This is a genomic window from Vreelandella sp. 162(4c), assembly GCF_058152265.1.
In genome coordinates this window covers 3,721,294-3,744,784 of sequence record NZ_CM176981.1, presented here as the reverse complement: position 1 = coordinate 3,744,784, position 23,491 = coordinate 3,721,294, and the positions used below count along the sequence as shown (strand labels likewise).

Sequence of the window (23,491 nt, the reverse complement as noted above, 5' to 3'; positions counted from 1 at the left end):
CGAGACTCTCATGGCTGTATTTACCCCGCTTAGCGACGCACAGGTCGCCGCGTTTTTAGAAAAGTTTGATGTGGGCAGTTTTGTTTCCCTTCAGGGAGTCGCGAACGGCACCGAAAATTCGACATTTTTTGTGACTACCGACCGCCGCGAGCTGGTGTTAACCCTGTTCGAACAGGGCGAGCACGCAGAACTGCCGTTCTTTGTCGAACTGCTGGACTATTTGGACGAGCACCGTTTACCAGTGCCCGGCACCATTCATGACCGCGAAGGTATCGCGCTGCATAGCCTGGAGGGCAAGCCGGCGTTGCTATTCCCGCGCCTGCCTGGCCGCCATCCCGAGGCGCCCAATGTAGCCCAGTGCCATGCCTTAGGCGATACTTTGGGTCACCTGCACGTGGTGTCAAAGCGTTTCCCCGGCCACCGCCCCAACCCGCGGGATCTCAACTGGCTGCAGGTGATGCACCATAAAGTATTGAGTTACCTAAGCCCCGCGGATCAAACGTTGATGAAGGATGAAGTCGACGATTTCGAGAGCGCCTTTATGCAACACGGTGAGTTGCCCCAAGGCGCCCTACACGGTGATCTGTTTCGCGACAACACTCTGTTTGAGGGTGACCAGCTTGGCGGTATTATCGACTTTTATAATGGCTGCACTGGGGATCTCCTGTTTGATCTGGCGATTGTGATCAACGACTGGGCCTCTAATGAAGATGGCACGCTCAACGCTGAGCGCTACAACACGCTGTTGAGCGCCTACCTGGCGCGCCGGCCGTTAACGGCGGATGAACGGGAGCTATGGCCCACCATGCTGCGTATGACGGCACTTCGCTACTGGCTGTCACGCCTGCTGGTGGTCTATGTTGACCCACCGGCCCACGATTTGACGCCCCACGACCCCGAACGTTTTCGAACCATATTAACTGCGCGCATTGCCCACGGTGCACTGCCGCTACCTGAGGTTTCTGCATGAGTGTGATGGCGACGACTAGCCCTGCCCTTCGCGCACGGCGCACCTGGAATATCGACCAATGGGGCAGCGGCTACTTTGACGTGGATGACCACGGCCAGGCCCTGGTTCGGCCCCTCGGTAGTGATGCGGAAGGCCCGGCGCTACCGCTGAGCGGCTTGGTTCGCCAGTTGCAAAGCGCTGGGCTGCGCCTGCCGGTGCTGGTTCGCTTTAGCGATATTCTTCATGACCGGGTGGAGCAACTGTGTGGCGCTTTTGATGCCGCCATGAGCGACTGCGACTACCAGGGCGGGTATACCGCCGTTTACCCGATTAAAGTGAACCAGCAGCGCAGAGTAGTCGAAGAGATTCTGGCCACCGCCGAGCGCGGCAACGGCCGTGTGGGTCTGGAAGCGGGCAGCAAGCCCGAGTTGCTGGCAGTGCTGGCTTTGTCTGACGGCGGCTCTTCGCTGATTGTCTGCAATGGCTACAAAGACCGCGAGTATGTGCGGCTTGCGCTGCTGGGTGAAAAACTCGGCCACAAGGTCTATTTGGTGGTCGAAAAGCTCTCCGAGCTGCAGTTGATTTTGGAAGAAGCGAGAGAACTGGATGTTATCCCGCGTATTGGCCTGCGCGCCCGCCTTGCCTCTGTGGGTAAGGGCAAGTGGCAGAATACCGGCGGTGAGAAATCTAAGTTCGGCCTAACCGCCAGCCAAATTCTTGAGGTGGTAGATACTCTGCGTCGCGAGGAGGCGCTGGAAAGCCTGCAGCTGGTGCACTTCCACCTGGGCTCCCAGATCGCCAACATTCGCGATATTCAGCGTGGCCTGCGCGAGTGCGCGCGCTTCTATCAGAACCTAATGCAGTTGGGTGCGCCGATTGACACCGTAGACGTAGGTGGCGGTCTGGGTATCGATTACGAAGGCACTCGCTCGCGCAGCTTCTGCTCCGCGAATTATTCGATGCGTGAATACGCCCGCAACGTAGTGAGCGCCTTTGCTCAGCTCTGCCAAGAGTCGAATCTACCCCAGCCCCATCTGATCAGTGAATCCGGCCGGGCATTAACAGCCCACCACGCGGTGCTGATCACTAACGTGATTGGCGAAGAGCGTATTGATGACACTGCCCCTGAACGACACTCCCAAGAGGATACTCAAGTTGAGTTACTCTGGCGTGTGTTCGAGCAACTCGCCACTGCCCAAGAACCTCGCATGTTGGTCGAAGCTTGGCACGACCTGCTTCAAGCGGTGAGCGAGCTGCAGGAACGTTTCGTGATGGGATTGAGTGACATTACCGCGCGCGCTGAAGGCGAGCGGGTGTATATGGCCGCCTGCGCACGGCTGCGCACCCAGCTGGATACGCGTAACCGTGCCCATCGGGAAATTATGGACGAGCTGGCGGAGAAGCTCGCCGATAAACTGTTCGTCAACTTCTCGCTGTTCCAGTCGGTGCCTGACGTTTGGGGCATCGAGCAGATATTCCCGGTGCTGCCGCTGAGCGGGCTGGATCAAGCGCCCACCCGGCGGGCAGTGATTCAGGATATCACCTGCGACTCCGACGGCCGCATCGACAGCTACGTCGACGGCCAGGGGGTCGAGAGCACCCTACCGCTTCCCGAGTGGGCTTCAGACGATGAACGCTGGCTAGGGTTCTTTCTAGTGGGCGCCTATCAGGAAATTCTTGGCGATCTACACAACCTGTTTGGCGACACCGACTCCGTTGATGCTGCGCTCAATGCCGACGGCGAGTGGACACTATCTAACCCGCTGGCCGGGGACTCGGTGGCCCAGGTACTTGCCTACGTCAACTTCAATGCCAATGTGCTCAAGCAGAAGCTCACCGACCAGCTAGCCGCCAGCGGCTTTACTGCCGACGAGCAAGCGCGCTTTGCGGCGAGCTTAAGCGAAGGTCTGGAAGGCTATACCTATCTTGAATAACCGATCTTGAAAACCAGTCTTGAATAGCCCGTACTGAATGGCACGTATTGGGTTACGCTAAACAGAAGCGCCACCCTGATTTTGGGGTGGCGCTTCTGCACGATCCAACACTGCCCAGCAATTCTCTGCTTTTTTCGCTACTCGACTACGCTGGTTTCAACTACCAAACCACCGGTCAAGGTTAAACGCAGTGATGAACCGCGAACCAGCTCTCCAACGCCTGATGGCGTGCCGGTCAAAATTACATCGCCCGGCTCTAGAGTGAAGTGACGGCTCATTTCGGCTACCAAGGTTGGTATGGCGAAGATCATATCGGAGCCTTCACCGTGCTGGCGCTCTTCACCATCAATCTCAAGCGTGAAAGCCAGCGCGTTCCAGTTGGGAACACGGCTTAGCGGCAGAAACGACGAAAGCGGGCAAGCGCCATCAAAAGCTTTGGCGATTTCCCAGGGATGCCCTTTCTCTTTTAGCTTCGTCTGTACATCACGCAGCGTTAAATCCATCGCCAACCCGATACCGACAATCGCACGCTCGGCTTCATCCAGGGTGGCGTGGGTTAACGTTTCACCCACTAACAGCGCAAGCTCGGCTTCATAATGCACATCACCGCGTGAAAACGGCGGATCCAACGGTTTGGTTAGATCCACAACGCTGGTCGATGGCTTTATGAATAGCAACGGCTCAGTGGGAACTGGATTATCCAGCTCTTTCGCATGGTCGGCATAATTGCGGCCGATGCAGACAACCTTGCCCAGCGGGTGGGGAAACTCCTGGCCATCGGTAAACTGTGGAACAAAACGCATGGCGGGTATTCTCCTTCTCATTATGCGTGCCGCTTTCGCAACGACAGGCGCAACAGTTTACCCCACCTATACGAAGGTTCCACACCCTTCGGCCATGAATTTGTTTCCCCACTACACGTTAGCGATATTGCTGAGCCTGTTGACCAGGGCTATGAGCCAGGAAATCAGGCCGTCGTTTGGCTGCCGCATAAGGCGCCCGGCAACGGTTATCCTGGCGGTTAAACACGAAGAACACGTTGCTACGCGGGTCAGGCGACAGGTTGGCGTTAGAAGCATGCAGCGTATTGCAATCGAACAGCAGCAAACCACCCGCCTTGCCTTTTGGCGCTTCAATACCGTGTTCAGCCACTAGCTCGGTAAGTGCTTCTGGGCTTGGCACGCCCACTTCCTGCGCTTTCAGCGAGCTTTTGTGGTTATCCTCCGGTGTTTCCCCCACGTAGGGTACAAACTTTTTGTGCGAACCGGGGATCAGCATCAACGGACCATTGAACTCATGGTTGTCAGTTAAGATCAGCGATGCGCTAACCGCGTGCATCGCAGGCATGCCATCTTCCGCGTGCCACGTCTCAAAGTCGGAGTGCCAGTTAAAGCCCTTACCGGCAAATCCAGGCTTATAGTTAATACGCGACTGATGCACATAAGGGTCGTCGCCTATGATTTGACGAGCAGCGCCCGCGACACGCTCATCGCTGGCCAGCTTTCCCAACCGCTCAGAAAGGAAGTGAACCGCAAATAGCGAGCGGATTTCCTGGCTCTCTGGCTCAGTGACGCTGAAGTCTTGATTGAGGTACTTATCGTTGCTCATCAACGCCTTCATTTCCTGACGCAGCTCCTCAAGCTCTGCGCCTTCAATGAGGTTGGGAATAAACAGAAACCCTTTACGTTCAAACTCATCAAGCTGCGCCTGGCTTAACGGGCCGGAAAGTTGACGGCCTTTGACAACCGCCTCTTGGCGCGGCAGCCAGGTTTTCTCAGGAGGGGTGGTTAAGCGCGACGGGTAGGCATCCTGTACCTGTTGGCGCTGAACCTGAGTAGTGTGAACGTTAGGCGTATCGGCCATTTCGCTATATTGCTTATGGGCGGTTACAGCATTTAGTGGTGTGCTTTTGACTGTCATCTAATCCACTCCTTGTATGATTAGGTTTCAGATCGAACATATTGCACGTATAAAGATTAGCGTACATATAAATAAAACAGCACGATTCTAACATCGTGCAGGGAGTAGCCTAGACCACTAAAATTTCCTCGCAAGGCATGATTTCTGGTTTGATAACGTAGGTTACGTGAAAAAAATTGAACAGTGGCTTTTTAGGCAATAAGTCACCTAAAAAGCTCACTCCAAGCCACAATGTTTGCGGTTAATGTTGCTCATCTTTTTATCTAACTGAATGGGGAATCATACTTTGAAAAGGCAGCTACCGATTTATGGATTTATCAGCGCGCTATTAATAACCGCTGGGTGTTCTTCAGCAACAATGGATACCCACGAGACAGCGCATCGCCCTAATGAACCGTTGATCAACACCTACTGGAAGCTGGTAACGCTTGATAGCGCACCGGTCGTCACCCATGAGAATTTCCGTGAAGCACATTTGGTTCTTCATCAAAAGGCTTCTCGCTTAGCCGGCGCTACCGGCTGTAATACCCTGATGGGCAGCTACCGTGTGGAAAACGAGCGCATAGAGTTTGGGCAAATCGCCAGCACTAAAATGGCCTGCCCACCGTCCCAAATGAAAACTGAGCAAGATTTTCTAGCCACACTCAAGCAGGTAACAGCATGGAGCGTGGATGGCGCAATGCTTGTACTGTCGAGCGATAACAGTGAACCATTGGCGGTCTTCGAGGCGGTGCATCTTTATTAATCACAAAGAGCTCATCTAAAGGACGCATTTTAAACTCACCAAGCCTAGAAGAATCAGGCCGGGGAGCGCGAAATCAAGAGGCGACCGCCGATCAGAAGAAAGACTAAACCAGAGATGCCTTGGATCGACTTCCATACCCATGGTTTCCTTAACCACTCAGCGACTCTATGCAATGTGACGACAACCATACCGTAGAAGAACAGAGCGATCAGGGCATGGCTGGCTCCCAAACCGAGCCCTCCCAGCCAGTAGTCCGTTCCACCGGCACTCAGGAACTGGGGAAAGGCCGCAACGTAGAAGATAGCGGGCTTGGGGTTGAGAATATTGGTGAGATAGCCCCGTACAAAGGCCTGTCTTTGGCTTATCCTCGGCAATGTTTGACAATCTTTCGCCTGCGACGCGATGGGCGTTTTCGTTAGTGCTGCTCGAAATGCCTTAACGCCAAGCCAAATAAGATATGCAGCGCCCACAAATTTTATAATAGTGAATAACGTGACAGAGGCTGCGACGAGTGCCCCAACACCAATGAGCGCCAAAGTGGCATGAGATATGATCGCCGCACAGAAGCCCAGGGTCATCAACACCCCCGTAACACGGCCTTGCGCCGGCGTCGCCTGAAGCAGCAGGAACAGGTTGGCTCCTGGGGAGACTACGATGAGCGTAACGATGGAGAGAAATGCCAAGTAATCATGAAGTGGAATCATCGAGATTCACCCTGAAATGATAAGCCCTGAATTCAACTAATAAGTGCAGCATCTGCGGTTTCTAGTGCTCTTTGCCGAGACGGCCTTGGCAACCTTTCTGTGCTCGGCGAATTCCGATCCAGAATCCAGGGTGATGGCGTGCGCTGCCCCTCGGCGTGGCATCAATAACCGCGCCTGCTGAGCTAACTGATATGTTGGGTCTGAGCCAGTTACCAGTATTCCATGCTCTGCTTCACTCTGGTAGGTAAGGCAGAAAGGGTACCAGCGCTGGCCCTACTGCCTCTACCTTGTGAACCAAAGTGCTGAGCTTATTCTATGAATCCAGGCCCGCTCGTCTTAAGTTTTATCGAAGATAATCGGGTTACTACTGCATCAATGCTCGCCGTATACCACTAGCCAATAGCGACCTGATAAGCATGGGCGACTTTAAGCACGGTCGCTTCATCCCAGCGTCTACCAACCAACTGCATACCTACGGGCAAGCCCTCCGAAAAGCCAACCGGGACGCTCATGGCTGGGTGGCCACTGACATCAAACGGGGCCGTGTTGTGCAGGTTGCCAAGCGCACCGGCCAGTGTGCTATTGAGACTTTTATCAGCCGGCCTCTTTACCGCTTTCATGGCGGTGGTAGGCATGATTAACAAGTCATATTCCTGCAGAGCGTTGTCATAATCGCGCGCGAGACGCCTACCGATATTCTGGGCTTTACCATAGTAGTGGCGATTGTACTGCTCTGACATGTAGTGCCCGGCGAGCACCGTCATCTTCACCGTGTCGCTAAAGTCATGACCGCGAGCGCGGCGAGCCCGCCCATAAAAGTCCATAAGCTGCGTACTGTAATGGCCGCGCCAGTTTGTGCCGTAGCCATCGCCCCTAACCATCAGTTCGGTGGCCCCCTCAAAGGCGATCGCACTCCACAGTGCAAGCCCGTCGTTATGCATGGGCACCGACACCTCCGAAGCACGGGCGCCCACTTTTTCCAGCACGCTGATAGCCTCCCGTACAGCGGCATCCACATCGGGCTCACTGGCACCGGCAATACCAAACCCTTCACGTAGGATGCCAATGCGTATACCAGTAAGATCTTCACTTAGCGTTTCGGTGTATTTCGCCGTGCGTACGTCGTATTGGCGTGGATCTAAGCCATCCGAGCCCACCAGCACTTCCAGCATTCGGGCGCAATCTTCCGCGGTGCGCGCCATAGGGCCTACGTGGTCAAGAGTCTGCTCAATGGGAAAGATACCTGTGTAAGGCACAAGGCCATGCGTTCCTTTGATCCCGTAGCAACCGCTCCATGAGGCGGGTAGCCGAATGGAACCGCCCTGGTCGCCCCCTAGGGCCATATCGACTTCACCGTTGGTCACCACCACGGCGCTGCCGTTGGAGGATGCACCGGCCAGTCGATCATGATCGTGAGGATTGACCGGCTGGGGCTCGGGGTAGCCAGTACAGCCGCCACCGTCAAAGCAGAACGCAGGAACGGCCGTCTTGCCGATGATGTGCGCGCCAGCGTCGAGCAGCCGGGTGACAACGGTGGCGTCCTCGCGGGGCACAAAACCTTCCATGATCGGTGAGCCATTCATCATGGGAATGCCTGCCAGAGCGATATTGTCCTTTAGCGCGACCGTTCGACCCGCGAGCGGCCCCTCCTCGGCGCCAGGCACCGAACATTTCCAAGCCCAGCCATTAAGCGGATTGTCGTCACCTACGGGGCGATAGCCCAATTCCGCCCGTGGGTAATTGACAGGCAGCGATTCATCCGCCAGTTCGTCCAGGCGATCATAAATGGCCATTGAGCCAGCAACGGCGGACTGGAACTCACTCAGTTCATCAAAGGAAAGGTCAAAACCATAATAATCGGAAATGGCGGCCAACGTATCAATGCCAGGTCGTTTCACACTCATAGTCAACTACTCCTATACACAGACGATTGCCTGAAAAGGCATCTAGTGAGGGAAATACGCACTATCGCTCCAACAATTTTGGATAGTGGTGTGGCAGTCGCATCGCCACTAAGTCCTTGCGACGTACCGCGCTGTTTGGGTAAGACGATTGCAGATTGCTCGTGTCGACAGTAAGCCCAACGCAGCCAGTAGCGCTGGTTAATAGAGCCTCCTGGCGAGGAAAATAAAACGTATCCGGCCCGAATATACCGCTTAGCCCGGGTAATCCAGCCTCGGGCATATGCACGTTGGCGAAAGCGAAATAGCAGTTGTTCTCGCCACCACGTACTCGGTAATGGTGCCAATGGTGTTCGTCCGGGCCGGTGGGGATAGGCGCCGACTGATGAATACGAGTCCCCGGATGTGAACAATGAAAGGGGCCCGGTAAGGCAGCAGGGCAAGCGATGACGTCACAGCCCCGCAGGGCCAGGATGCGCCCTGCTTCGGGAAAATCGGCATCATGGCCAATCAGTATTCCAACGCGACCTAGCGGCAGGTCGCAGCTTACCCAACGCTCGCCAGGCGTCGCCCATTCGCGGTCAGCCTCGCTTAAGTGAATTTTACGATAAACCGCCATAACGCCCCGCGACCCAACCAGAGCAGCCGCATTGTAGAGATTGCCATCCGCCTGCTCCGCAAATCCGACCACGTAATACTGTTGACGCTCTTCAGCGACTCGACGCAGTGTGTCAAAAATAGCGTGATGTTGTGAGATGGGGTTGATAGCGCCAGCGTCCAGCCCCGTAAGGGCTAACTCGGGCAGAACAACCAGCTCGGCATTCTCTGCCTGGTCAATCAGCGCCATACAGTGGTCAAGGTTATCGTCGAGATTGTTCGATGGAGCAAAGTGAGCAACGGCGATGCGGCTTACTTTGCCCTTGGGCAGTGGCTGATGACCATAAAGCCGGAAAAAGTCCAGCGGATTCCAGGCGTAGGTTTGATGCAGAAGCTCATGATAGAGTTCTGGTTGACGCTCACTGCCCAACGGCCCCGTGACACGGTCAGTATCAATCTCACCCAGCACGATGCCATCCCCATCATCTCGGCGGGCTTGGACATGACCATCCGGTTCAATCACGCAGCTACCCCCACTGAATTGCACACCACGCTCACGTCCCCAGCGGTTACTTTCGATAAGATAGCAGCCATTTTCCCTGGCACGGCTCATCCAGTAAGGTGCCGGCGCACGCTCAGCGAGCCAGTTACTCAGATGGCAAATGACATCGGCGCCTTGCAACGCCACCAGTCGCGCGGTTTCGAGAAAATGAATATCCATACAGATGAGCAAAGCAATACGGCCCATCGATGTCTCGAACACTTGATGGCCGCTGTCGCCTGAAGCCGCCCATTTTGGCTCGGCAATATAAGGGTGGCTCTTGCGGTGCTTGCCCAGATAACCGTCAGGGCCAATCAATACCGCGGTGTTATAGTAAAGTCCATTGGCAGGCTCTACTTCTGGCAGGCCAATAACAATATAGCAGTCAAGCTTCGCCGCCAGAGCGGCGAAGCATTCGGTTGAAGGGCCAGGTACCGGTTCTACATAAGGAGCGACCTCCTCTCTGTCATGCCAGCAGTAACCGGTAAGCCCCATCTCCGGGGTGATGATTAGCCGCGCACCAGACGCGACCGCCTCTTCCACCAAACGCTTCAAAGCATCAATATTGCGCTCTTTGGCAAACATTTCAGGCTCAAACTGCACTGCGGCGGCAAAATATTTCATATTGTCCTCCCCGCTCGCTAGCGTGCCTGGCCAACGATGGACTTGAGAATGGAAGCACCCAAGGTATACTTTGGATCCACCATATTGCCCAGCCGCACACGGCCTGCCTGGGTAAGCAGCATGTAAGCCTCGATTTCATCAAAATCGAACTCTGCCGCTAGCCAGCGAACCAGCTCTCGGTAGGCGATGCGCGTGGCATCTTCCATGGGGCGCGCGGAACCAATGGTCATATAAAACTGTTCGTTTTCCAGGCGCGGCCACTTGAACGTCCAATCTTTGATCAAGTCGACCTGTACAGTGGTCACGGTAGGATGCTCAATCGCCACGCCGCACAACTCACCATCACCCTGCGCCGCATGACAGTCGCCTAGATAAAGATAGGCGCCTTTGGTATGCACCGGCAGATAGATCACCGCGCCAGGCGCCACATCAGGCAAGTCCATATTGCCGCCGTAATAATCAGGCACCAGCGAGCTAATCGATTCAATCTCTGGCGACACCCCAATGGTGCCAATAAAAGGCTGATACGGAAGGGTAATTTTGTCAGTCCACTTCACGCCGGTTTCCGCATCAACGTCCACCTTCTTTACCCGTTCCGGTAGCGGTGTGTTGAGTAGCGCGGTATCACCGGTCGCCACCAAGCCACCAAATTCGGTAATCAGCGCCGTCGTGCCACAAGGCTGCGGGCCACGAGGTTTCATGTCACGGATATACACCGCCAGGCAATCACCCTTCTCCGCCCCCTCTACGTAAATCGGCCCGTTCTGCGGATTGAGATAAGGTAAATTAAGTAGCTCGCTTGGCTTATCGCTTTCCGAGCGCAGTTTTCCCTCGAAAGCATCATGGGTTTCCGCACTGACTACATCGCCAGGTTGGATATGCAGCACAGGCTTGGGGTTAGGTCCAAGCGTATAGTGGTATTGACCTTGAGCCACCTCAGTGAGTTGGTGGGTAGTACCCGGCTTACCCTTGGCGACGGCGCGACGGGCCATGATGGACTGATCAAACCAGTTCATTGTTCGACTCCTTTTTGAGTACTGTTTAAGTACGTTCAATCATCGCTCCGGCAACTACGGGCTGGAGCGTGCATCGTTGTTAAATGGCAAAACGTTTTCCGTGACCCCTTACGTGTCACGCCCTCAAACCGCCAGAATGCGCCGCATGGCGTCACGGTCACGAAGTTGTTCCGTCGCGAGCTCATGGGTAATCTGCCCCTTGTCCATGACGTAGCAGCGCTGCGCCATGGTCATGATCATGTCCAGGTTCTGTTCAACGAGAAGAACGGTCACGCCCAGCTCGCGATTGAGCTTTAGGATGTTGCGCGAGATGTCCTTGACGATGTTCGGCTGGATACCTTCCGAAGGTTCATCGAGCAGCATCAGCTTCGGCTTGCCTACCATGGCCCGGCCGATAGCAAGCTGTTGCTGCTGTCCGCCGCTGAAAGTGCCGGCCCGCTGATTGGCCCGCTCGCGCAAGATAGGGAAGAACTCGTAGACCCGCTCGTAGTCGACACCCTCGCCGGGCTGTTGGAGCATCTCGCCGACCTTGAGGTTTTCCCAGACGGTCATGCGCGAGAAGACCTCGCGCCCTTGCGGGATATAACCAATGCCCAAGCGCGCACGTTGGTGCGATTCGAGCGCGCCGATATCCTGACCGTCGAAGCGGATAGCGCCCTGTCGATGCTTAAGAAGACCGATTAGCGTCTTCATTAACGTTGTCTTGCCAACGCCATTTCGGCCGATGACGGCAACCACCTCGCCGCGGCCCACACTCAAGCTGACCTCTTGCAGAACGGCGGTGGTACCGTAGCCAGACGTAACGCCTTCCAAGCTCAACAGATGTGTATTATTCGTCGTCATCGGCTGTCCCCAGGTAAATGCGTGCGACCTCTTCGTTAGCCTCGATGTCGTTGATCGTGCCTTCCGCAAAGATCTCACCGAAGTTCAGTACGGTGACCTTATGGGCAATCTGGCGTACGAACTCCATGTCGTGTTCAACCGCCAAAATGGACATACCCTGGCGATTGAGCGCCTGGATCATCTCGCCGGTGCGCGCCGTTTCTTCCGGCGTCATGCCAGCCGTTGGCTCATCGAGCAGTAGCAAACGCGGCTCCGTGCTCACCGCCATGCCGATCTCAAGCCACTGTTGCTCGCCGTGGGAGAGTTCTCCGGCAAGCTCTTCGGCCTTGTCGGTAAGCCTTACGAAGGCGAGTGCCTTGTCGATCGCCGCCGTCATCGAATCGCCATGCAGATGGTTCTGAACCGCGATCTGCATGTTTTGCCAAACGGACAGCTCAGCGAAGATACCCGGCACCTGGAACTTGACAGCGATTCCCTGTTTCACGCGCTCAAAGGAACGCAGCTTGGTGATTTCCTTATCTGAGAAGTAGATCTTGCCAGCGCTGGGTTGATGCTCACCGAGCACAAGCTTGAAAAACGTGCTCTTCCCCGCGCCATTCGGGCCAATCAAGCAGCGGATTTCACCGGACGCCATTGAGAAGTTCACGTCCTGCGCCACTTTTACGCCGTCGAAATGCTTATATAAGTTCTCGGTTCGCAATATGGTCACGACATGCCCTCCTTACGCTTGCGGAGACGGCTTACAAGCCTGACCAGCCCCGGGATCAACCCTTCCGGCAAATAGACCACGATGACGACCAGCAGCAAGCCCATGATGACGAAGGCGTAGTAGCTGCCGTAGATCGTGAGATTCTGGAAAATGCCCAGCACCACCAAGGTGCCCACTAGCGTCGCGGTGAGGTCTTTACGCCCGCCCACCGCCACCCAGATAATGAGTAATGCGGCGGCCGCCAAATCCATGTTGGACGGGCTGATGTACTGCCCCCAGGCGGTATACAGCACACCAGACAGACCCGCTAAACCACTGCCAATCACAAAGGCAATTAACTGGTAGCGGCGAATGTCGTAACCGAGCATTTCAGCGCGGTGCGGGTTCTCACGAATCGCCACCAGCACATTGCCGAACCTCGAATTAACCAGCACCCGTAAGCCCAGATAGCAAAGCACCAGCATGGCGAGAAGCAGGTAATAAAGCGGCACGCCCGAGTACAGCGCTATATCGCCTCCCGCCCAGGGGATGGTCAGCGGCGGCATACCGGTCATGCCATTGTCACCACCCATCCGGGCATCGCCGATCGCCCACTGTGAGCCCGCCGTCTGCGCCATGAAAGTTGCAAAAACCAGCGTGGTCGACAGCGTGACAATCCCCAGGAAGACGCCGCTGATGCGTCCGTAAAAAAGCATGTAACCCAGCAGAGCCGCCCCCAGACACGACATCCCAACGCCGAGCAGCACTCCGACGATGGTCATACCGTAAGCCGCGCCAAAGTTGATCGTGACGACACCGTACGTATACCCGGCAAGCCCGAAGAAAGCGGTCTGGCCAAAGCTGAGCGCGCCCGTGTATCCCCAGATCAGCGATAGCCCAAGAGCCATAAACACCCAGCAAAAAAAGTAGGCCGTATTACCGACACTCCAGCCATCTGCAAAGGCGGGGTAAACGGCGGCCGCGCCAATCGCCAAGGCAAAGCCAACCCAAAACAGCGATCCGCGACCCAGTGTTTGCGGACCGTTAACGAGCCGCATCCAGTTTGGCACGCGAGACGCTGCCCGCGCCGTCAGCGGGTCTTCTCGTTGCAACATAGCCATTTATGAACGCCCCTTGAGTAACCAGCCAGACAGGCCTTGCGGGAGAATGCGGATAACCACCATGACGGTTATTAACAGCCCCACCTGGCCCATGAGCTGCCCCTGCCACCCGGTCAGGAACGCCTTGATAACCGCGAGCGTGGCCGCGGCTGGCGCCGTACCCAGGAACACATCCGCCCCGCCCACAACCACCGTCACGAAGCTCTCGACCAGGAAGTTGGCGCCCAGCGTCGGGACGATGGAGATCGTGGGGGCATAAAGCGCGCCGGCCAAACCGGCCAGTGCAGCCCCGAGACCAAAGGTGAGGGAGTACATACGCCCGGTGTCGATCCCCGCGGCTTTAGCCATGTGCGGTGCTTGAATCGTTGCCCGCGAATGGATACCGAACGTCGTATGGTGAAACAGCACATACAAGCCAATAAGCAGTAGCACGGCGACCCCAAGCAGCACCATTCGATAGGTCGAGTAGGTGTAATCGCCCACCGAAAAGCTACCCAGCGGCGTGCTGATACCCGACATGCTGGAGCCAAACACGATCAGTGTGCCTTGAGTGAGAATCAGGCTGATCCCCCAGGTGGCCACAATGGAGTCCAATGGCCGGTGATAGAGGCGATGAATAATCGTGCGTTCAAGCACAATGCCAAGAATCCCGGCGGCAAGGCTGCCGCATAACATAGCGATGGGCAGTGGAACCCCCATGCGCGCCGTTGCCACCGTTACGTAGGCGCCGCACATGATAAATTCACCGTGAGCCAGGTTGATGATACCCATCATCCCGAAGATCACCGCAAGCCCCATGGCAGATAGCACCAGGAAGGCAAACGCATCCCCAAACTGATAAAACGCTGTAAACGCGAAATGTATATATTCCATATCCAGGCTCCTGGGCAGGAAACGCCAGCGAGGTTTCCCGCTTAATGCAAACTCACAGGTCAGGCAGGGTGAATTTCATCACCCTGCCGGGACGATGCGTGATATTTACTCGTTGGGAGGGCTAGAAGGGGTGTACTGGGCACTTGGGTCGTTCTGGGTCAGATCGCAACCATTTTCACCCAGCCAGTACGGCTCGATATTTTCCCAAGTTTCGGGGAAAGATATCTCGTGGTTCTCATCCACTTTCGCCAGAAAGATATTGTGAGACATATGCTGGCTCTTAGGGTCGAGACACACGGTGCCAGAAGGGCCATCGAAGCAGACATCGCCCTCGGCGATCACTTCGCGAAGGTCTTCTTTGTCGGTCGAACCGCCGGCACGCTCAACCATCTGCTTATAAAGGTACATAGCAATGTAAGAGTTCGCGGCTTCCTGATTCACATAGGGCGTATCAGGGAAGCGCTCATAGAACTTCTCAACAAACGCGTTAGCCTCAGGGGTATCCACTTCTTCGATAAAGTTCGTGGTAACAAACATGTTTGCAAGGCTTGGGGGCGCGAAGCGCTTATGCTCGTAGCCCTGTCCGACATTTACTGACGATGCCATGGGCAGCCCCAGATTTGCCGATGCCGCTTGCTCGTAGTAAGACGCCTGGTTGGAACCGACAAGTAGGGTTACTACAAAGTCTGGATCCTCACCCTGAATATCTTGAATTGTCTGTGAAAATTGTGAAACACTCAGTGGAATGAACGCCTCGCCTACAATTTTCCCGCCTTCCTCTTCCACAATCTGTCTAACCCACTCCGCCGAGATCTGGCCAAAGTTATAGTCCGCGGCGATCGTATAGACCTTAGGGCCATACTCTTCCATCATCCAGGGAATCAGCGTCGAGAACTGCTGCTCCGGAACAGCGCCAGTGACAATCATGTTGGCGTCACATACGCCGCCTTCATACTGATTGTTATAAAACGCCAACCCATCAAACTGGTTAACAATCGGTCGATATGCTTCCCTTGATGAAGAAGCAAACCCCGCAAAGACGGTATCCACTTGATCACGCTGGAGAACCCGCCGCATTAACTCTTGATAACGACGATCATCAGACTGAGTGTCGTAAACGACGAGTTCCACCTCGCGACCCGCGATACCGCCTGCGCCATTGATTTCCTCAGCCGCTAATTCAATGGCACTCACCTTCGCCTGAGTGACTGCCGCAAAGTTGCCGGACTGATCCTCTAACACACCGATCCGGATAGGATCATCTGCCGAAGCGCTGGCCACAAAAGCGCCAGCCATCAGAGTTGATAAGGTTATCGTTCTCTGAATTGTTGAGTATTTCATTTGTATACTCCCAGTTTAGTTTTTACTGTTTCCTGCAACGCTTTAACGCCTTCCTGCGGCAATACAGCTTCCTACATCGCCTCTACATGAAATGAGAAACGACGCTCTGCTCTTAAACGCAATGACGGCTAAAATCGTGTGGTTAGGTGTTAGAGTTCAATGATGTGCCCCACTTTTGCCTCGCTTGTTGTCTCGCTTATTGTTAGTTAGGCCACTACAAGTAGCGATTGAACCGGGCTTCCCCGAGACCATCGGTGACATCGAAATCTCCCTTCAGCGCTGCCATAGCAATCTCGCCGGAGACGATCATCGCCGAGAGGTCTTCCAGTGATAGACGTCGGTTCATGCTCGCCGAGCGCAACAGGGCAAAAGCGTCATTGACGGAAACGCCCATATCCTCAATGAGCTTGATCGCCGCCGTACAAACGACTCGGCGTGCACGCACCTGCTGTTCCAGACGTTGAAGTCTCTGCTCAGTCTCGTAGCGCTCATTAAACTTTTGGTTAGCGAGAATTAGGCTCGCGAGAATACCGGCCTTACGTAACGGCTTGGTGAGATAGCCGCAAACTCGGCGCTCGATGAACCAATTGACCGAGCTCGGCGCATCCGAACCGATCAGGGCAATCGCCGGCCCCTGGACACTGTCGATCATGCGAGTGATGCTGCCGAACTGGCGTCCCAATTCATCATCGAAGAACACCAAGTCAAACGGCCTATCAGCCCCCACTTCATCGTGGATTTCATAAACGACCGGGGTAACTCCCAGTTCTACAAGGAACTGGCTCAGCACCGCCCGATCCTTTTCGGCGGCACACACAACCAATGCACGGTGGCCCCTGAAGTTACGTCGTGTGGTAACAGTCATCGCACGATCCTCAAGCCAATATTGTTTTGAGCAATGGGCGTTTCCGTCTGAGCAGAGCTTCCACCACATGCTTCAGCCCAAACGAGATAAGGATCCGGGCGAACGGGGGCGTTTGCTTCTGAAATCACCTTAAACGTCGCGTCTTCACGGGATATTCCTAGCCGGACGGTCAAGTAGCTGTGATTGCTCTCAGGATCGACATGAACCATGCCCTGCGGGGCTTGGAACGACGTTTTATGCAAGGCTTTTTTCACCCGTTCGATATCAACTGAATCGGCGCCAGCCAGCGCCAGGGCAAGAAGATGAACGGTGTTATAAGAAGCCTCTGCATCTGCACTCGGTAAAGCATTGTGGCCATATCGCTTGCGGTAACTTTTAACGAACTGCTTGTTAACATCCGTCTCAATGGTCGAGAAGTAGACACTCGATGCAAGATGCCCACTACATGCCTGCGAACCGATCTGGGCGAGTTCCGGCTCACAAAGTGTGCAGCTACCAATGACCGTTTCTTGTAGTGCCGCATTCTCAGCGCGAGCTTTTGCAAACGCCCGGTAGAACGCGTAGCTAGACTCACCGATCAGCATGTTCATGATGAAGGCGGGGCGCTTTTCGTGGATTTCTTCGATGATGCGTGCCACATCCAAATCACCTACCTGCAAGTACCGCTCGGCGATCATCTCTCCACCGTGTGCTTTGGTAAGTTCCCTAATGATGCGGCCGTTTTCCCAGGCCCATACATAGTTGGAGCCTACGAAGTAAACATCTCGTGTGATATGGGCAAGCACATAGTCCATCAGCGGCAGAACATGTTGGTTCTGCACGGCGCCCGTATAAACGACGTTGTTATTGGTCTCGAACCCCTCGTAATGAGAGGGATACCACAACAAACCGTCGTATTTTTCGAAAATCGGGATAACTTCTTTTCGGCTGGAAGACGTATAGCAACCAATCACGTGCTTCACGCCCTCATGGCGAAGCAAACTCCTCACGAGTGTGCTGTAGGCAGCGATGTCACCGGCTGGCTCACACTCGATGGGCACAAGCTCAAAGGGATATCGTTTGTCCTGGTTGACCTCTTCCAGCGCCAGCATCGCCCCATCGCGCATTGAGCGGCCAACGGTGGCGTAGGGGCCTTGGGTGGAGAAGAGTATGCCAACCGGGATACGACTGTTCATTGACTGACCTTCCTATTTTCAGACATAAAAAAAGGGCTCACAACGCTACCTGACGGTAACGATGGGAGCCCTATTGCTCTGTGCCTTTTCGGTGTATGCCGACGCACAATATGTCAATTACTAAACTTAGTATTGTGACCCCTAATCGACTTTGTCAACTCATTGACGCTATTCTTAAGTCGAAGGCCATTACCACTAAACAACTATAAACAAACTAAAGCAACAAACGTGCCAATTAAACAACATGCCACAATAGCGGCTTTTGAACACCTTTAATGTAGGTGCTTCGCCTCTTTTTGATACACACATAAGAATTTATGCTGCACGAAGGTGCACTCAGGCTTCCCATGCTTGTATAGCCGTGAAAACCAGACAGTCGAGGATGAAGGATTTTATAGAATCTGCTGAAGGCCGCCAACAAATCAGGTCATTTCGACTACTCAGATACGATTTGCCAATCTGATAAGAACAGGCAGAAGTGGTCTTGAAAGAAACAGTACGCAGATGCAGAATTTGGGGAATAAAACAAAAAAGGCCACCTTTGAAGGTAGCCTTTTTGAGTCTCTAACATGTTGCTTTTAACCACTTTTCAGTGGTGCCGACACCAGGAGTCGAACCCGGGACCTACTGATTACAAGTCAGTTGCTCTACCAACTGAGCTATGTCGGCGCTTCACGTTTTCTTGAGAACTTGATTGCTTCGCTGTTAGGCTCTGCAATCAACAAGAAATCTTGTTGGCAATGGCTGGGGTACCAGGATTCGAACCTGGGAATGCCGCTACCAAAAAGCGGTGCCTTACCACTTGGCGATACCCCAGCAGTGTGGTGGCCAGAGACGGAATCGAACCGCCGACACGGGGATTTTCAATCCCCTGCTCTACCAACTGAGCTATCTGGCCGCTGCCAACGGTGCGTATTAAACTAAAAACGCCGCTTTCCGTCAACACCTTTGTGAAACTTTCTTGCGATACCGATGCTTAGAAGTCTTTTTTCCTACGCCATCTCTGGCTCGGCCTTCGATACACCCATACCTAGAGCCACTGATTACAAGTCAGTTGCTCGATCAATCCCCCTATGCTCAGAACGAACAACCGCTCTCTTCATGCCCTGCTATTCATGCCCTGCTATTCATGCCTGCTGCTCATACCTGCTTAGGCGGCACATAACCTTCGGCTTGGTCGGTTTCCTGGTTGTCCAGGAAGCGCTGCATCTGCTCCATTAGATACGCACGGGATTCGGGGTCGAGCATGTTGAGGTGCTTTTCATTGATCAGGCGGGTTTGCAACGCCTGCCAGGCTTCCCAAGCGGGCTTGGAAACGGTGGCCTGAATCTCCTGCCCCTGCTTACCCGGCAAAGGTGGGAATGGCAGTGCTTCCAACTCTTTTTGGTACTTGCGGCAAAAAACGGTATTGCTCATAACGTGCTCCTGGTTCTGCGACTTCATTCAATGATCTCATCCAATCAGCTAGCAAACGCTTAAGCGTGCCCTGGTGTCGGATTGAGGCTAAAGGGCGTTAGCTGGCTGAGCAGCGCTTTAACGGGAGCAGCAAGGCCCAGTTCAGGCGGACGGTTAACGTCGTACCATACGCCGCTTTCACGAACACCGCCCAGCCTATCGCAGCTCACCGGCTGCGGGGTAATCTCTAAGCGAAAATGGCTGAAGGTGTGGTAAAAGCTAGGCGATGTAGTTCCCCGTTTAGGGTTCACAGCGTTGTCTTCAAGCCAGTCGTTGAGCTCGCTGTGCTTCTCAAACTGCGGCAAACTCCATAACCCGCCCCACAGACCGCTGGGAGGGCGTTTCTCGAGCCATATCCGGCCTTCCGGGTCACGCAGCATCAGCATGATCGTTTGTCGTGTGGGCAGCGCCTTTTTGGGTTTGGATTCCGGGTAGCGCTTTGGTTCGCCTTGGGCGTAGGCCAAACAGACATCGTTAAATGGGCAGCTCAGGCAGTCTGGTTTGCTGCGTTTACATAGCGTAGCGCCAAAATCCATCATCGCCTGGGTGTAATCCGCCAGGCGCTCTGTTGGGGTGTAGTACTCCGCCAGCGACCACAGCTTTCTCTCCACATCTGGCTTACCCGGCCAACCGGGCAGCGCATGCAAACGAGTGAGCGAGCGCTTTACATTGCCATCTAAAATAGCCGCACGCTGCCCCGTGCTTTGGGCAATGATAGCGCCAGCGGTGGAGCGGCCAATACCAGGCAAAGCGACTAATGCGTCGATACTTTCCGTCGGCAGCTCGCCATTGTGCTCCACTAACGCAACCTGGGCAGCTTTATGCAAGTTGCGCGCACGGGCATAGTAACCAAGGCCCGTCCAGAGGTGCAGCACTTCATCCTGTGGGGCCTTGGCGAGACTCTCCAGGGTAGGAAAGCGCGCCATGAAACGCTCAAAATAGCCGATAACGGTGGCAACCTGGGTTTGCTGCAGCATGATTTCCGACACCCACACGCGGTAGGCACTACGCGGCGACTGCCACGGTAAGTCGTGACGGCCGTAGCGGTCAAACCAATCCAGTAAGCGCTGTTGGAATTCGTTTGCCGCTAGCCGCGGCGTGGGCATATCTGCCATGCACGCTCCTTAAACAGAAATGGGTATATGAAACAGCAATGGGCATACACCAGTGCCAATATAAAAAAGCGCCGGCGTTTAGGCCGGCGCAGCACTTACTGTTTCGATAAATGCGTCACTTTACATCCTGCGTCGATGCTCAGTTAAACAGACTGCGTAGGCCATCGCGAAGCTCTTGAGCAGCGCCTTCGCCAAGGCGTTCATCTAGCTCATCTAAAGAGTCGCCTAGACGCTCCTCCAGCTCTTCATTAACACGATCCCCCGTTTCGTTGCGCAGTAGGTCGACCACGGCGGTCTGGAACATCTCACGGTCGAACCGGCACCACTCGGTGCGTTCATCGCCAAGATTACCTTCACAGCGTACGGGCAGCGGCAGTTGTTCCAGGCGCGGGTTAACTTCACAGGCCGCGTCAGCGGTGTCGACCAAACGAGCATTAGCACGGGTATCAAAGTTCAAGCTGGCGAGATCCAGTTCACCTTCTCCACGCACATCGATGCCGGGCAGGGTAATCAGCAGGTCGTCACTCTCCACTAAGCCGTTACTGATTTGGAAGGTAGCATCAAAACGCTCAAAGCGCGTATCGGTGTGCCAATCCCGCAAAGTGCCCTGCCCCTCTAACTGGGCAACCAGTTCACACATCTGCTTGGAAATGTTGGTATTTAAAATGGCGCCTTCGTTTAGACGAGCATTAAGCGCGCCATTGAGGTTGCCGATAAGCGCTTCACGGGTATTGCCCTGACTGGTGACATCCCCGGTTAAATTAAAGCGACCACGCAGTGGTGATGCTTCCTCTTTTTCACTGATCGCTTCAATCAACGGCGCCACCTGAACGTTGTTAATAGTCGGCGATAGCGCCCACTCAAGGATGGAATCCGTAGCATCAACCTGGCCGGTCGCGCTGAGCTCACCCTCGTAGAAGCCTGACTCAAACGCCGTTAACCGATGAACGCCGTCGTCGCCACGCAGTTGCAAGCGTGGATTGTTGAAGGTCAGGCCCGCAAAAATAAGCGTATCGACACTCAGGTCGCCCTCTAGCGCCAACCCGCTGAGTAATGATTGCGGCACTAGTGTGTTGTTTTCCTGAGCAAAAGCTTTACGCAGTAAACCGCGACTCGCCTGTTTGGCGGTGGCCTCACCGGGTAGATAGCGATCAAGGTCTAGTTGGTCACCGGCTAAATCGAACGCCAGGCGTGAGCCATTCAGCGCCGCCGTCAGCTCGCCGGTAAAGGTGCTGTCGTCGACGACCAACGAGAGGCTAGGCAAAGAGAGTTGCTCGGCATCACCTTCGATAGGACTGGTCATGGCTACATCGCTGAGCGCAGCCTCGCCCGCGGTGGTTAGGGTAACGCCAGCACGGGCAAGCCAGGGGCGTAGCGTAAAGGGGGCAGCGGTTAGCTGACCACGATAACGGGGGGCATCGCGCAACTGCTCAATATTAAGGTGCCCACTCACCCTTAGGCCATCCGGCCCGGTGAGCTGCAAGTCTTTCAACTGCGCCGTTTGTGCCTGCCAGTCGCCCTCCAGGCCAAAGGCGAGCGCCAACGCCAAGCTGCCCTGCCAGTTATCCGCATTACGCAGGCCCGTTTCGAGCAGCCCCTCTTTAATGGTGAGCTGCTGCTCGCCCATACGGGCAACCAGCTCGGCGGCCTTCAAACTCAGCTGCTGTGGCTCACTCTCGGTACCCTTGGTGGTTCGAGTGGTCAGTGCCATATTTTCCAGGGCGAAAAGCTTATCTGCCAACCCAAGCCGCACGCGTGTTTCAAGATTGATATCGCTGGTCAAATCAGGGGCACGCTCCAATACCTCGGCATCGAGCCGGTTATGCTTGGTCAGTGTGAACATAGCCTTCAGCGGAAAGGCGCGCAGCGGGTTAACGTTGCTACCCGAGATATTCAGTTGCTGCATACGCCACAGTGCTTGGGTTTGCGCATCGCGGAAGCGAATGTCGGCGTTTTTCACTTCAACGCTGGCAATACTCAACACCACGGCTAAGCTACCGGCGTCCGCATTGGGGCCAGCACTGGCGGGCGCCAGCACCGTTTCAGCCGCGCTTTCATTGTGCTCAGAAAGGCGCTCTAACAAGGGCTCCCAGTTACCCTCACCCTGTTCATCGCGCTCTAAGTTAAGGCGCATACCGTCCAGGGTTAGGCCGTCGACGGCAATTTCCCCGCGCAGTAGCGGGCCGAATGCCACGCTCACCTCGGCGCGGTCAATAGCCGCAAAGGCAGCACTCTCTTCAGCCTGCTCGGGCAACCAGGCGCGGGCTTTCTCTACACTGACGCCGATACGCGGGTAGAATGACCAAGTAATCGGGCCTTCCAACGCCAAGTTGAGTCCCGTTTGCTCCTCCACGACAGCAGTTAAACGGGGCTTGAAGTCTTCTGGATCCAGAAAGGTGGTCACGTAGACCACGGCGGCGACCGCAACGATGGCGAGAATGCCGACCGCTGCCAGCAAGATACGTAATAGCTGTTTCATTACCCTTTCCCTTGTGGGTCTAACTCAACAAAATCACTGGTGGCGGGCATACCCGCTGCCGGCGTTTCTGGATTGGCCATTGGCCGGTAACCTAGCTTGGAGAGCAGCACGCGGTCGGCCAGTGGTAAAGTGGACGTTTCAATGCGCAGGACACGGCCTTCCTGCTTGGCTTGCTCGCCAAGCAGCGCCATCAAGCGCGAACCGACGCCACGGCGACGGGTGGTTTTGCGCACGCAGAGCTCAGATAGCCACCACGCCCGGTCTGCGCCCTCCTGAACGGCGACGGCCCCCAGCAGCCGATCGTTGAAGAGTGCACAGGCAAAAAAGTGCTGGCCTGCAAAATGTTGCTCAATAAATGGCTCAACCGTTGGGGTGGGCATACGCTCTTGGGGCGCATCCTGATAGATGCGCATAAGATCAAGGCGCACCTGCTCATCGGCTTCCCAACGGGCCTGGTCGACATGGTGCAGTGTCACCGGCATGGTGAAATCCTCTTCGCCAAAGCAGCCTGGCTGCTATTTCTGCCGCAATTGATTGCGGCTACATTTCGCGCATTGTAGCGGATGAGGGCGCCGATTCACTATAATGGTCGCTTCGCCACAGGC

Annotated in this window: 20 protein-coding genes and 3 tRNA genes; 3 read left to right on the top strand and 20 right to left on the bottom strand. The window is 55.1% G+C overall.

What is annotated here, in order from left to right:
- The first annotated feature begins 10 nt into the window (after nt 1-10).
- Together AC4EYZ_RS17150 and speA are read left to right on the top strand one after the other, a co-directional pair.
- Complete coding sequence (locus tag AC4EYZ_RS17150; protein ID WP_474191132.1) at nt 11-970, top strand: homoserine kinase; 960 nt, start codon at nt 11-13, stop codon at nt 968-970.
- Nucleotides 967-2,883, top strand: a complete 1,917-nt coding sequence (speA, locus tag AC4EYZ_RS17145; RefSeq protein WP_474191133.1) for a biosynthetic arginine decarboxylase — start codon at nt 967-969, stop codon at nt 2,881-2,883. The genes AC4EYZ_RS17150 and speA overlap by 4 nt, the downstream gene beginning before the upstream one ends.
- A 137-nt stretch (nt 2,884-3,020) precedes the next feature.
- Here the strand turns inward: speA and AC4EYZ_RS17140 are convergent, their stop codons facing one another.
- A complete protein-coding gene (locus tag AC4EYZ_RS17140; protein ID WP_022522053.1) occupies nt 3,021-3,686 on the bottom strand; it encodes a fumarylacetoacetate hydrolase family protein in 666 nt (221 codons plus the stop codon).
- Nucleotides 3,687-3,804: 118 nt separating this feature from the next.
- Complete coding sequence (thpD, locus tag AC4EYZ_RS17135; RefSeq protein ID WP_474191134.1) at nt 3,805-4,803, bottom strand: ectoine hydroxylase; 999 nt, start codon at nt 4,801-4,803, stop codon at nt 3,805-3,807.
- Between the two features lie 358 nt (nt 4,804-5,161).
- Here thpD and AC4EYZ_RS17130 point away from each other — a divergent pair, with 358 nt between their 5' ends.
- Complete coding sequence (locus tag AC4EYZ_RS17130) at nt 5,162-5,548, top strand: META domain-containing protein (protein ID WP_427770876.1); 387 nt, start codon at nt 5,162-5,164, stop codon at nt 5,546-5,548.
- 53 nt (nt 5,549-5,601) lie between these two features.
- On the opposite strand, the gene AC4EYZ_RS17125 is transcribed toward AC4EYZ_RS17130, so the two are convergent.
- From AC4EYZ_RS17125 to AC4EYZ_RS17040, 18 genes are all read right to left on the bottom strand, one after another.
- Nucleotides 5,602-6,252, bottom strand: a complete 651-nt coding sequence (locus tag AC4EYZ_RS17125; protein ID WP_474191135.1) for a LysE family translocator — start codon at nt 6,250-6,252, stop codon at nt 5,602-5,604.
- Between the two features lie 392 nt (nt 6,253-6,644).
- Nucleotides 6,645-8,156, bottom strand: a complete 1,512-nt coding sequence (locus AC4EYZ_RS17120) for an amidase (protein ID WP_474191136.1) — start codon at nt 8,154-8,156, stop codon at nt 6,645-6,647.
- Between the two features lie 61 nt (nt 8,157-8,217).
- Nucleotides 8,218-9,915: a nitrilase-related carbon-nitrogen hydrolase gene (locus tag AC4EYZ_RS17115; protein WP_022522049.1), complete on the bottom strand. Its 1,698-nt coding sequence runs from the start codon at nt 9,913-9,915 to the stop codon at nt 8,218-8,220.
- Between the two features lie 17 nt (nt 9,916-9,932).
- On the bottom strand, nt 9,933-10,931 hold the full coding sequence (locus tag AC4EYZ_RS17110) for an acetamidase/formamidase family protein (protein ID WP_022522048.1): 999 nt from the start codon (nt 10,929-10,931) through the stop codon (nt 9,933-9,935).
- Nucleotides 10,932-11,054: 123 nt separating this feature from the next.
- Nucleotides 11,055-11,774: an urea ABC transporter ATP-binding subunit UrtE gene (gene urtE / locus AC4EYZ_RS17105; protein WP_022522047.1), complete on the bottom strand. Its 720-nt coding sequence runs from the start codon at nt 11,772-11,774 to the stop codon at nt 11,055-11,057.
- Nucleotides 11,761-12,483 (bottom strand): ABC transporter ATP-binding protein, encoded by a 723-nt coding sequence (locus AC4EYZ_RS17100; RefSeq protein ID WP_022522046.1) that lies wholly within the window; start codon nt 12,481-12,483, stop codon nt 11,761-11,763. Before AC4EYZ_RS17100 ends, urtE begins: the two co-directional genes overlap by 14 nt.
- Nucleotides 12,480-13,583 (bottom strand): ABC transporter permease subunit, encoded by a 1,104-nt coding sequence (locus tag AC4EYZ_RS17095; RefSeq protein ID WP_474191137.1) that lies wholly within the window; start codon nt 13,581-13,583, stop codon nt 12,480-12,482. The genes AC4EYZ_RS17100 and AC4EYZ_RS17095 overlap by 4 nt, the downstream gene beginning before the upstream one ends.
- On the bottom strand, nt 13,584-14,456 hold the full coding sequence (locus AC4EYZ_RS17090; RefSeq protein WP_490203932.1) for an ABC transporter permease subunit: 873 nt from the start codon (nt 14,454-14,456) through the stop codon (nt 13,584-13,586). It abuts the gene before it with no gap.
- Nucleotides 14,457-14,561: 105 nt separating this feature from the next.
- Nucleotides 14,562-15,797, bottom strand: coding sequence for an urea ABC transporter substrate-binding protein (locus tag AC4EYZ_RS17085; RefSeq protein ID WP_022522043.1), 1,236 nt, complete (start codon nt 15,795-15,797; stop codon nt 14,562-14,564).
- Nucleotides 15,798-16,011: 214 nt separating this feature from the next.
- A complete protein-coding gene (locus AC4EYZ_RS17080) occupies nt 16,012-16,662 on the bottom strand; it encodes an ANTAR domain-containing response regulator (RefSeq protein WP_022522042.1) in 651 nt (216 codons plus the stop codon).
- A complete protein-coding gene (locus AC4EYZ_RS17075; RefSeq protein ID WP_022522041.1) occupies nt 16,659-17,837 on the bottom strand; it encodes a transporter substrate-binding domain-containing protein in 1,179 nt (392 codons plus the stop codon). Before AC4EYZ_RS17075 ends, AC4EYZ_RS17080 begins: the two co-directional genes overlap by 4 nt.
- Before the next feature lie 593 nt (nt 17,838-18,430).
- A tRNA-Thr gene (locus AC4EYZ_RS17070) sits at nt 18,431-18,506 on the bottom strand.
- Between the two features lie 72 nt (nt 18,507-18,578).
- Nucleotides 18,579-18,653: transfer RNA gene (locus AC4EYZ_RS17065), tRNA-Gln, on the bottom strand.
- A 6-nt stretch (nt 18,654-18,659) separates the two neighbouring features.
- Nucleotides 18,660-18,735 (bottom strand) — tRNA-Phe (locus AC4EYZ_RS17060).
- A 242-nt stretch (nt 18,736-18,977) separates the two neighbouring features.
- Complete coding sequence (locus AC4EYZ_RS17055) at nt 18,978-19,253, bottom strand: oxidative damage protection protein (protein WP_027958863.1); 276 nt, start codon at nt 19,251-19,253, stop codon at nt 18,978-18,980.
- 59 nt (nt 19,254-19,312) lie between these two features.
- Nucleotides 19,313-20,407, bottom strand: coding sequence for an A/G-specific adenine glycosylase (mutY, locus tag AC4EYZ_RS17050; RefSeq protein ID WP_009288589.1), 1,095 nt, complete (start codon nt 20,405-20,407; stop codon nt 19,313-19,315).
- 139 nt (nt 20,408-20,546) lie between these two features.
- Nucleotides 20,547-22,886 carry an AsmA family protein gene (locus AC4EYZ_RS17045; RefSeq protein ID WP_474192439.1) on the bottom strand — a complete coding sequence of 780 codons (2,340 nt, stop codon included), beginning with the start codon at nt 22,884-22,886 and terminating at the stop codon, nt 20,547-20,549.
- A complete protein-coding gene (locus AC4EYZ_RS17040) occupies nt 22,886-23,368 on the bottom strand; it encodes a GNAT family N-acetyltransferase (RefSeq protein ID WP_009288590.1) in 483 nt (160 codons plus the stop codon). Before AC4EYZ_RS17040 ends, AC4EYZ_RS17045 begins: the two co-directional genes overlap by 1 nt.
- Between the last annotated feature and the right edge of the window lie 123 nt (nt 23,369-23,491).